This is a genomic window from Actinomadura sp. 7K534 (assembly GCF_004348575.1).
GTDB classification, from domain to species: Bacteria; Actinomycetota; Actinomycetes; order Streptosporangiales; family Streptosporangiaceae; genus Spirillospora; species Spirillospora livida.
This window is the reverse complement of sequence record NZ_SMKB01000270.1, coordinates 1-9,119: the sequence shown is the minus strand read 5'-3', so window position 1 is coordinate 9,119 and position 9,119 is coordinate 1. Positions and strand designations below refer to the sequence as shown.

Sequence of the window (9,119 nt, the reverse complement as noted above, 5' to 3'; positions counted from 1 at the left end):
GGGGGATGCAGGGGTGGGGTGACCTTTGTGGATCGAGGCGGGAGGATGCGTGGTCGCTGAGGGCGAGATGGAGGTTCTTGTTGAGGGGCGGGTGGAGCTGGCCGATGGGGTCGTGGGGTTGACCCTGCGGGCGGTGGACGGTGGGGAGTTGCCGTCCTGGCGTCCTGGTGCGCATGTCGATGTTGTTCTCGGTGATGGGCTCGTCCGGCAGTACTCGTTGTGCGGGGATCCGGGTGATTTGCGGACGTGGCGGCTGGGTGTGCTGAAGGAGGGGCTTGGTTCGACGGTCGTTCATGAGCGGGTGCGTCCGGGGGACAAGCTCGTGGTGCGGGGGCCGCGTAACAACTTCGCGCTGGAGGATGCGTCCGGTTACCTGTTTCTCGCCGGCGGGATCGGTATCACGCCGATCCTCCCCATGGTGGCCGCAGCCGATGCAGCAGGGGTCGAGTGGCGGCTCGTCTATGGGGGGCGGCGACGGTCGGCCATGGCCTTCTTGGATGTGTTGTCCGCCTATGGGCGCAAGGTTGAGATTCGCCCCCAGGACGAGTTTGGCTTGCTTGATATTGAAGGTGCCTTGGCGGAGGCCGGGCCTGGGACGCTTGTCTACTGCTGCGGGCCGGAGCCGATGCTCGCTGCGGCTGAGGAACGATGCGCCGTCCTGGCCCCGGGCTCGTTGCGCACGGAGCGTTTCACGCCGAAGCCGGTCACGGGGCCGAGCGAGGCGTTCGAGGTCGAGCTCGCGTTGAGCGGGCGCACGCTGACGGTCGAACCCGGCCTGTCCATCTTGGAGACCGTGGAGAAGGCGGGCGTCAACGTCCTGTCGTCGTGCCGTGAAGGGACGTGCGGGACGTGCGAAACACCCGTTCTGGAAGGCGAGCCCGACCATCGTGACTCGGTCCTGACGGAGGCGGAACGCGCGGACGGAAGTTTCATGATGATCTGTGTCTCCCGCGCCCGCGGGCCACGGCTGGTCCTGGAACTATGACTCGCGCGTTTCCTCTGCTCCCTGCGTGGAGGAGGTGAGCGCGCGGATGGGAGCTTCATGATGATTTGTGTCTCCCATGCCCGCGCCCGCGGTTCGTTGAACCTTGATCGCGCGTTCATGTGCCGCAGTTGCTCTGTGCCCTGCGCGAAGGGGGACGCCTCTCGGGGCCGGGAGGCTGGTCGTCGCGATCAAGGCGAGAGGGCTGCCACGTGCGTCGGATGCCGCATCAACCGCCTTAGGTGCCGGCGGCTCATGACGACCCGGGGTGGGTTTGCGTCCGCTAGCGGGCCGTCCTTGATCATTGTTGTCGGCGAATGGCTCTACCTACGTTGAGGCTCGAGTCAGGGCGTGTTGGAGGGTGGTTAGGCGGTCGGTGTGCATGCGTTTTGTTATGGCGGCGTCCCTGATCATGGTTGAGCCGTGGAAGGTGCCTGGGTAGTGGTGCAGTTCGGTGGGGACGCCTGCCTGGATGAGGCGCTGGGCGTAGCTGAGGCCCTCGTCCCGTAGCGGGTCGAATTCGCAGGTGGTGACGTAGGCGGGTGGCAGGCCTGACAGGTCCTCTGCGCGGGCGGGGGCCGCGTACGGGGACACAGAGTCGGTGCCTCGGACGCCCTCGCCCAGGTAGTAGTCCCAGCTCAGTTCCGCGTTGCGCCGATGCCAGATCGGGGTGTCGGTGAACGTTCGCATCGACGGGGTGTCGAGGCGGTCGTCCAGTTCGGGGATGCCGAGGAGTTGGAAGCACAGTGCGGGCCCGCCGCGGTCGCGGGCCATCAGGGCGACGGCCGCGGACAGTCCGCCGCCCGCGCTGTCGCCGCCCACCGCGAGCCTGCCGGGGTCGATGCCGAGTTCGGCGGAATGGGCGGCCGCCCAGGTCAGGACGACGTAGCAGTCGTCCAGCCCGGCGGGGAACGGGTGCTCCGGGGCGAGCCGGTAGCCCACGGACAGGACCACGGCGCCGACCTCCGCCGCGATGGACGTCGCGTCGTCCTGGGCGGTGTCGATGCTGCCGATGACGAAGCCGCCGGCGTGGATGTGCACCAGTCCCGGCAGGTCGCCGTCCCGGTCCGCGGGGGCGTAGATCCGCACTGGGACATCGGGTGCGCCCGCGGGCCCGGGGACGTGCACGTCGCGGACGTCCACCGGGATCGGCGGCACGTACTGCGGCTTGCCGAACATCTCCACCTCGTCCCTGCGGATCTGCTCGTACTCGCTGATCATGATCTGGGGGATCATCGAGATCCACGGGACGAGTTCGGGATCGTAGGCGTACGTCACCTCGGGGCTCCTCTCGGCGGCCGGCTCCAGTCTCGGCTCCCTCGCCCCTTTTGCCCAGGGGGCCGGGTAGCGGAGATCACCCGCCGGGTTGTGCCGCCATCTCCGGGTGCCGGCGGCACGGGCGCCCTACTTTTCCGTCGAGTCGCGGTTTTGTTGATCTCGGGGCTCGGTGTGTTCTGGGGCGAGAGAGCGGGACGGGCGTCTGTGTCGGGGAGAAGACACGTTGACGACCTGGGCTGATCTGCCGGTTCGGGGCGGTCGCGGCGGCTAGGCTGGCCGCACATTTCGCCACAGTGAAGGGCAGGCCGCAATGAACCGCAGCGAACTGGTCAGGGCCGTGGCGGAACGTACGGGGAGCGACGAGGCCGTGGGCCGCCGCCATGTGGACGCCGTGTTCGAGGTCGTGATGGAACGGGTGGCCGCCGGGGAGCGCGTCACCGTCACCGGGTTCGGGACGTTCGACAGGCTGTCCCGCCCGGCCCGCAGTGCCCGCAACCCGCGCACCGGTGCGCCGGTGGAGGTGGCCGCCGCGGAGGTTCCGCGGTTCCGCTCCGGGCAGACGTTCCGAACCCGGGTCGCGGGAGGCGCCGTCGTGGCGGCCGAGGAGGAGGCCCTCGTGGCGGCTCCGCCGGAGGCGGCGGACGGCGTCGTGGCCGAGCCGGCCAGCCCCACAGAGCCCAAGGCCGCCAAGAAGGCGAAGAAGGGCGCGAACTCCAAGAAGGCGCCGAAGAAGGCGAAGGCGATCAAGCTCGATACCTCGCCGGCCGCGAAGAACGGCAAGGCCGCCAAGGCCGCCAAGGAGATCAAGGACGTCAAGGCCACCAAGAACGGCAAGAGCGCGAAGAGCAGCAGCGGCGCGAACCTTGACCTGAGCGCCAAGAAGGGCGCGGACGCGAAGAACGGCGCCAGCGCTAAGAACCCGAGCGCCAAGAGCGCTAAGAGTGGCAAGAAGAAGCAGGTCAAGGGCAAGGGGCGCGTCAAGGCCGGTAAGTAGGCCCGCGCCGGCCGGGTCAGCCGCGGATCGAGACCCGGGTCACGCCGGGGACGGTCCGGGCCAGGACGTCGGCGATCTGCTGGGCGGGCTCGTCCGTGGTTCCGCGCAGTTCGACGGCGCCGTCCCGGACCGAGACGTCCCAGTGGGCGCCCTCCGTGCCGTACTCGGTGATCGCGGCCAGGACGTCGTCGCGGATCCGGGCGTCGTCGCGGGCCAGGATCGCGATGAGGTCGCGGCGGCTGACGATGCCCACGATGGTGGAGCCGTCCAGTACCGGGACGCTCTTGATCCGCGTCTTCATCATCATCTCGGCGAGCACGGCCACGTCGCCGTTGGGCCGGGCTGTCTCCACGTCGCGGGTCATGACCTCCTCGACGAGGCGCGGCGCGGGGGCCGCGGTGGTCGCCACGGGGCGCACGAAGGCGCGCGGGTCGTGCTCGAACACGCCCTGCAGGAGGTCCATCTCGCTGACGATGCCGGCCAGGCGCCCCGGCTCGTCCACGACCGGCAGCGCGGTGACGTTGTGCTCGTGCAGGACGCGGATGGCCTGGCGGACGGTGGCCGTCCGCGGGATCGTCACGACGGGCGAGGTCATCGCCTCCCGGACCAGCATGGCGTGTTCTCCTTCCGGCGAGGACGCCGTTCACCTACCCGGGCAGGGGCACCCTGACCCTTGCGTCCAGGATCACCCGGCGGGCGCCTCAGGCCCAGGGCCCTTCGTCCCGGAAACCCGTCAGAAGAGCGTCGGCGGCTCCACCGGCTCCGGCTCGGGCAAGGGCGCGAGCCCCGGTACCCGCTCCCGCACCTCGTCATGGAAGCGGCGGGCGAGCGGCAACGCGTCGGCATTGTCCGGCGTGTGGATGAAGATCGTCGGCGAGCGTCCCTCGTCCAGCCACTCGGCGGCCTTCGCGACCCAGTACCGCCATCCCTCGACCGTCTGCTCCGTGTCGTCCCGCCCGAGGTAGCGGACGATCGGGCGGTCGGTCAGCGCCGACGACCGGCGGGGCACGCGGGGCTTCTTCGTCCACGCGTCCCGCTCCGCGTCGCTGCCCGGACGGCTCCGGAAGAACGCGGTGGTGTCGAAGGGCACCCACTCGGCTTCGACGCCCGCGAGGACCCGTTCGAGGTCGCGCGCGCATCCGGGCTCCTCGAAGAACGCGCGGTGGCGCACCTCGACGGCGTAGCGGTGCGTCCGGGGCAGGCGGCGCAGGAAGCCCGCGAGTGTTCCGAGGTCCGCCGGGCCGAACGACCCCGGGAGCTGGACCCACAGCGCGTGCGTCCGGGGACCGAGCGGCTCGATCGCCGCCAGGAACGTCCGGAGGTCGTCGTCGAAGCCGGTCAGGCGCCGCTCGTGCGTGATCGACCTCGGCAGCTTGAGGACGAAGCGGAAGCCGGGGCCGGCCTGCTCCGCCCACGACTCCGCCGTGCTTCGCGACGGCGTCGCGTAGAAGGTCGTGTTGCCCTCCACCGCGTTGCACCAGCCCGCGTACGCGCGCAGCCGCGCACCGGGCGGAAGCGGATGCGGAAGGAAACGCCCCTGCCACGACGGATGCGTCCACATCGCGCACCCCACATGAAGCCGCATGAACCCGACGCTATCGCTTCGCGGGCCCCCTCACCTGCCGCTCCGCCGGGCCTTGAACTCCGCGCGCCCGGGCCGCGTACCTCCACGCGTAGCTCGGGAAGCCGGATCTTGGAGGACCCCCATGAGGGCGAGAAAGAGTCGTGTGCGCACCGCGGTCACGTGGACCGCGGTGGCCGCCGGATCCGCCGGCCTCGTGGCCGGCTCGCTGTACGTGGTGCGGATGCCGGACCGGTCCGGCGACGAGAAGCGGGCCGCGCTGACCGGCGAGCAGGCGTCGGAGGCGCGGCGCGGGTCCGCGGGGGCGCTGGCCGCGCGGCTGACCGACCGGCTCGGCGCCCGCACGGCCGGCGCCTACCTCGACCAGGCCGGACGGCCCGTCGTCACGGTCACCAACGAGGGCGACGCGGCCATGGTCCGCGCGGCGGGCGCGGTGCCCGAGCTGACCGAGCGCAGCCCCGCGGCGCTGAACCGGATCACCGCCACCCTCCGGCAGTCCATGACGGGCGTACCGGGCACCGGCTGGGCCGTCGACCCGGCCACCTCGCGGGTCACCGTGTGGACCGACGACTCGGTGACCGGGACGCGGATGGCGACCGTGCGGCGGATGGCCCGGCAGATGGGGTCGGCGGTGCGGATGGTGCACATCGACGGGCGGCTGCGCCCCCTCGCGTTCGGCGGCGACGCGATCTTCGGCCAGGGCTCGCGCTGCTCGCTCGGCTTCAACGTCATCCGCAACGGGCAGCCCTTCTTCCTCACCGCCGGGCACTGCGGGAACTCCGTCCGCAACTGGACCGCCGACCAGGGCGGCCGCCAGTTCCTCGGCAGGACGGTCGCGAGCAGCTTCCCCGGCGACGACTTCGCGCTCGTCCGGACGGCGCAGCCGGGCCAGGGCGCGGTCAACCTCTACAACGGCCAGGCCCGGGACATCACCGAGGCCGGGGAGGCCGTGGTCGGCCAGCGGGTCGTGCGGACCGGCAGCACCACCGGCCTCGCCACCGGCCGCGTCACCGCCACCAACGCGACGGTGAACTACCCCGAGGGCACCGTCAGCGGCCTGATCCAGACGACCGTGTGCGCGGAGCCGGGCGACAGCGGCGGGCCGCTCTTCAGCGGAAGCACCGCCCTCGGCCTCACGTCGGGCGGTTCGGGCAACTGCCAGATCGGCGGCGTGACGTTCTTCCAGCCGGTCACCGAACCCCTGGAGGCCTTCGGCGCCGAGGTCTCCTAGCGCCTCTTCGGGCGATAGGTACGGCCGAAGCTGCGCGGGCTGTCCTCGTAGATGTCGACCAGCTCCCAGTCGATCCGGCGCCCGCCGGGGGCCTCGAAGATGCGGGTGCCATCGCCGAGGAAGACCGGGGCGACGAAGACCTGCAGCTCGTCGATCAGATCGTGCTCGAGCGCCTGCCGGGCTATGTCGGCGCTGATGATCTGCACGTCCCGGTCTCCGGCGAGCTCCTGGGCGCGCTGGACCGCCTCGACGATGTCGCAGTTCAGCGGGATGACGGCCGGGTCGTCGGCGAGTTCCTCCGGGCGGTGGGTCAGCACGAACTCGGTCCCGGACCACGCGCCGCCGTACGCTTGAGAGGTGGTCTCGTCCCGCTCCGCCCGCTGGGCCTTCGCCGCGTCGTAGCCGGCCCGGCCGGAAATGATCACCGCGACGTCTCCCGCCATGCGCTCCGTGGTGCCCTCGGCCAGCGGTTCCGCCGCGGACATCCAGCTCATGTCATGACCGGGCCCGGCGATGAAGCCGTCGATCGAGCACGTGAACCCCCAGGCGACCTTGCCCATGTCTCCTCCTCCCGGCCGACGACCCCGCCGACCCCACATCAATCCATTGAAGAGTGCGGACTCTCCCGGCCACCGAAACTCATCGGCCGCCGCCGCACCCGGGCTCGGTCGTGACGCCGGCGCGGGTCAGGTGAGGGGGGCGTAGTGCTGGTCGGCCAGGCGGCCCATGGCCGGAAGGCACACCTGCGTTTCGCGGAGGACCCAGCGGTGGAGCGCTGGGAGCGCGGCGTCCACGGGTACCGTGCCCGCGCGCAGGGCCTCCGCGAGGTGTGCCCGGCCGGTCGGGGCGTCGTCGGGGCGGGTGCCGAGCACGGATTCGAGGTCGTCGAGTTCTTCCCGGCGCTTGGCGTCCGCCAGCCGCTCATGCTCGCGGAGGTACTTCAGGATGCGCGCCAGGCCCTTGCTGCGCAGGACCACGAAAGGATCCTCGCTGCGGGGGACGATGATCTCCTTGATCTGGGTGAGGGCGGCGTCGTACAGCCGCTCGTTCTCGCCGGGGACGGGGACGAGCGGGGCCGGGCGATCCAGGGCGGTCCCGGTGACGTCCGCCAGCGCCTCGGTGAACAGGCGGCGGTGCAGGGTCGTGTACACGAGGCCGTTGCCCACCTCGCCCATGGGGTCGGGCTTCGCGGCGCCCTGGTGGGCGAGGATCAGGATGCGCAGCCCGGCGAGGACGCGGTAGTAGCGGACGCGGTCCAGGTCCACCGGGCGTCCGGACGCCGCCGCGTAGTCGGCGAGCCGGTCGGGGATGTGCGTGAACGCCTCCTGGACGGCGCGGAGCGTGACCCAGGCCAGGTCGTCGTGCGGGTCGCCGAGATGGGCGAGCTCCCAGTCGAGCACGGCGGTGACGCGGCCGTCCTCGTAGAGGAAGTTGCCGGGCCCGGTGTCCCCCTGGACGATCACGACCGGGCCGGGCACGTCCGGCACGTTGGCCCGCACCCAGGCCAGGCCCATCTCGATCAGCGGGTCGGCGGGCGCCGCGGCCGCCCGGTAGAGCGCCTCCCAGCGGCCGATCTCGGCGCGCACCAGGTCGCGCAGGTCCGCGTCCGGCGCGGCCGGGGAGATCTTGCGCGGGTCGACGGCGTGCAGCTCGGCGAGGATGCCCATGAACTCGCGGGCGATGCGGACCCGCTGCTCCTCGTCGCGCAGCAGGGAGAACCACGTCTGGCCGGGGACCCGCTCGGCGAGGATGGCCTGCTCGGTGGGATGCACGGCATGGATGCGCGGCACGGGGACGGGCGTGTCCTGCAGGGCGAGGAAGAAGCGCGCCTCGTCGTGCAGGCCGAAGCTCTCGGGCGCCTTGCCGCGGTCGTACCGGAGGAACAGCTCCAGCCGAGTTCCGTCCGCCGTCTCCGCGTCGACGAACCATGCTTCGCGGCGGCCTCCGCCGGGCCGCCGCTCGAAGGAGACGATCTTCCCCTGGACGGCGTCTGCCATCCAGCCGACGAGGGCCTCGCTGAGCCCGGTGGCCGGCTCTCTGCGGGTGGACGCCGACATGCCCGTCACGCTCCCCGGTTCGCCGAGGGGCGGGGCCAGTCCTTGGTGGGCCAGACGTCCTGGTCCTCGCCGTTCAGGACTTGGCCGTCGACGGTCCAGCGCAGGCAGGTGCAGAGGCACAGCGAAGTCGCGGCCGGCAGGATCAGCCGGCTCGTGCCCTCCGCCCGGCCCGTCGTGACACGGCCGAGTTCGTCGCGTACCTCCACCGAGATGGCCGTCACCCAGTTCTCGGACGGGTCGCGTTCGACTTGGCGGCTGCCGTCAACGATGCGCGCCACCTGGCCGTCGCGCCGCACGTAGCCGCTGTAGACGTGCTCGGCGCCCGGGCCCGTGGGGGCGGTGTAGGTCAGGAAGGACAGGTCGGGGGAGGCGGCCCAGGTGTAGCCGACACGGCGGTATCCGCGCTCGTGCCGCGGCCCCCAGGAGCGGTCGCGCATGGCGTGGCAGTCGACGTCGATGCGGTCGCCGTCCAGCAGGATCTGGCCGGTGATCCGCCCCGTCTGGTCGTAGTGGGACGCCTTCGGGTACGGCGGCTCGCCGCGGCGCAGCGGCACGGGCTCCTCGACGGCGTCGAAGCGGAAGTGCGCCTTCATCCGGTCGCGGTCGTCGAACCGCAGGTCGTAGGACATGCCCGGCTCCAGCGTCCGGATCGACAGGCCGCTGGGGAAGTCGAGCGCGCCGGGGCCGCGGGGGGTGGGCGGCTTGAGGTGGCCGAACTGCTGGAAGAAGGGCACCCGCCACGGCTCCGCCGCGGTGCCGTCCCACATCCACATGCCGCCGCCCGACGTCCCCGGGACGCCGCGGATCGACGCGTACAGCCAGCCGCCGAGGTCGCGCTCGGGGACGAAGAAGGAGTACCAGAAGGTCTCGGTCTCGTAGAAGTCGTCGGTGGGGCTGTGCAGGTCGTCGTCGGAGGCGGTGAAGCGGTCCTCGGTTTCGATCACTGTCGGGGCCTTTCGTCAGGGACCGGGCTTTCGAGGTCGAGGGGCTAGGGG

Annotated in this window: 9 protein-coding genes; 3 read left to right on the top strand and 6 right to left on the bottom strand. The window is 71.5% G+C overall.

Annotated features, from left to right (window positions below):
- The first annotated feature begins 49 nt into the window (after positions 1 to 49).
- Positions 50 to 985 carry a PDR/VanB family oxidoreductase gene (locus E1266_RS32230; protein WP_243719151.1) on the top strand — a complete coding sequence of 312 codons (936 nt, stop codon included), beginning with the start codon at positions 50 to 52 and terminating at the stop codon, positions 983 to 985.
- Positions 986 to 1,309: 324 nt separating this feature from the next.
- On the opposite strand, the gene E1266_RS32225 is transcribed toward E1266_RS32230, so the two are convergent.
- Positions 1,310 to 2,260: an alpha/beta hydrolase gene (locus E1266_RS32225; RefSeq protein ID WP_132053546.1), complete on the bottom strand. Its 951-nt coding sequence runs from the start codon at positions 2,258 to 2,260 to the stop codon at positions 1,310 to 1,312.
- A 310-nt stretch (positions 2,261 to 2,570) separates the two neighbouring features.
- On the opposite strand from E1266_RS32225, the gene E1266_RS32220 reads away from it, so the two are divergent.
- Entirely contained in the window at positions 2,571 to 3,254 is a 684-nt protein-coding gene (locus tag E1266_RS32220) for an HU family DNA-binding protein (protein ID WP_132053544.1), read from the top strand.
- A 16-nt stretch (positions 3,255 to 3,270) separates the two neighbouring features.
- Here E1266_RS32220 and E1266_RS32215 read toward each other — a convergent pair whose 3' ends face one another.
- Together E1266_RS32215 and E1266_RS32210 are read right to left on the bottom strand one after the other, a co-directional pair.
- Positions 3,271 to 3,867, bottom strand: a complete 597-nt coding sequence (locus E1266_RS32215; RefSeq protein WP_132053542.1) for a CBS domain-containing protein — start codon at positions 3,865 to 3,867, stop codon at positions 3,271 to 3,273.
- 120 nt (positions 3,868 to 3,987) lie between these two features.
- Positions 3,988 to 4,839 (bottom strand): DUF72 domain-containing protein, encoded by an 852-nt coding sequence (locus E1266_RS32210; protein ID WP_132053540.1) that lies wholly within the window; start codon positions 4,837 to 4,839, stop codon positions 3,988 to 3,990.
- A gap of 121 nt (positions 4,840 to 4,960) precedes the next feature.
- On the opposite strand from E1266_RS32210, the gene E1266_RS32205 reads away from it, so the two are divergent.
- A complete protein-coding gene (locus tag E1266_RS32205) occupies positions 4,961 to 6,067 on the top strand; it encodes a S1 family peptidase (protein WP_132053538.1) in 1,107 nt (368 codons plus the stop codon).
- Here E1266_RS32205 and E1266_RS32200 read toward each other — a convergent pair.
- From E1266_RS32200 to E1266_RS32190, 3 genes are all read right to left on the bottom strand, one after another.
- Positions 6,064 to 6,627 carry a dihydrofolate reductase family protein gene (locus E1266_RS32200; protein WP_132053536.1) on the bottom strand — a complete coding sequence of 188 codons (564 nt, stop codon included), beginning with the start codon at positions 6,625 to 6,627 and terminating at the stop codon, positions 6,064 to 6,066. The genes E1266_RS32205 and E1266_RS32200 overlap by 4 nt on opposite strands.
- Before the next feature lie 126 nt (positions 6,628 to 6,753).
- A complete protein-coding gene (locus E1266_RS32195; RefSeq protein ID WP_132053534.1) occupies positions 6,754 to 8,124 on the bottom strand; it encodes a phosphotransferase family protein in 1,371 nt (456 codons plus the stop codon).
- A gap of 5 nt (positions 8,125 to 8,129) precedes the next feature.
- Positions 8,130 to 9,068: a hypothetical protein gene (locus E1266_RS32190; RefSeq protein ID WP_132053532.1), complete on the bottom strand. Its 939-nt coding sequence runs from the start codon at positions 9,066 to 9,068 to the stop codon at positions 8,130 to 8,132.
- Positions 9,069 to 9,119 lie beyond the last annotated feature (51 nt).

Coding starts and splice junctions, on each gene's coding strand:
- E1266_RS32220 (WP_132053544.1), top strand. CDS start 2,571: ATGAACCGCAGCGAACTGGTCAGGGCCGTGGCGGAACGTACGGGGAGC.
- E1266_RS32215 (WP_132053542.1), bottom strand. CDS start 3,867: ATGCTGGTCCGGGAGGCGATGACCTCGCCCGTCGTGACGATCCCGCGG.
- E1266_RS32210 (WP_132053540.1), bottom strand. CDS start 4,839: ATGCGGCTTCATGTGGGGTGCGCGATGTGGACGCATCCGTCGTGGCAG.
- E1266_RS32205 (WP_132053538.1), top strand. CDS start 4,961: ATGAGGGCGAGAAAGAGTCGTGTGCGCACCGCGGTCACGTGGACCGCG.
- E1266_RS32200 (WP_132053536.1), bottom strand. CDS start 6,627: ATGGGCAAGGTCGCCTGGGGGTTCACGTGCTCGATCGACGGCTTCATC.
- E1266_RS32195 (WP_132053534.1), bottom strand. CDS start 8,124: ATGTCGGCGTCCACCCGCAGAGAGCCGGCCACCGGGCTCAGCGAGGCC.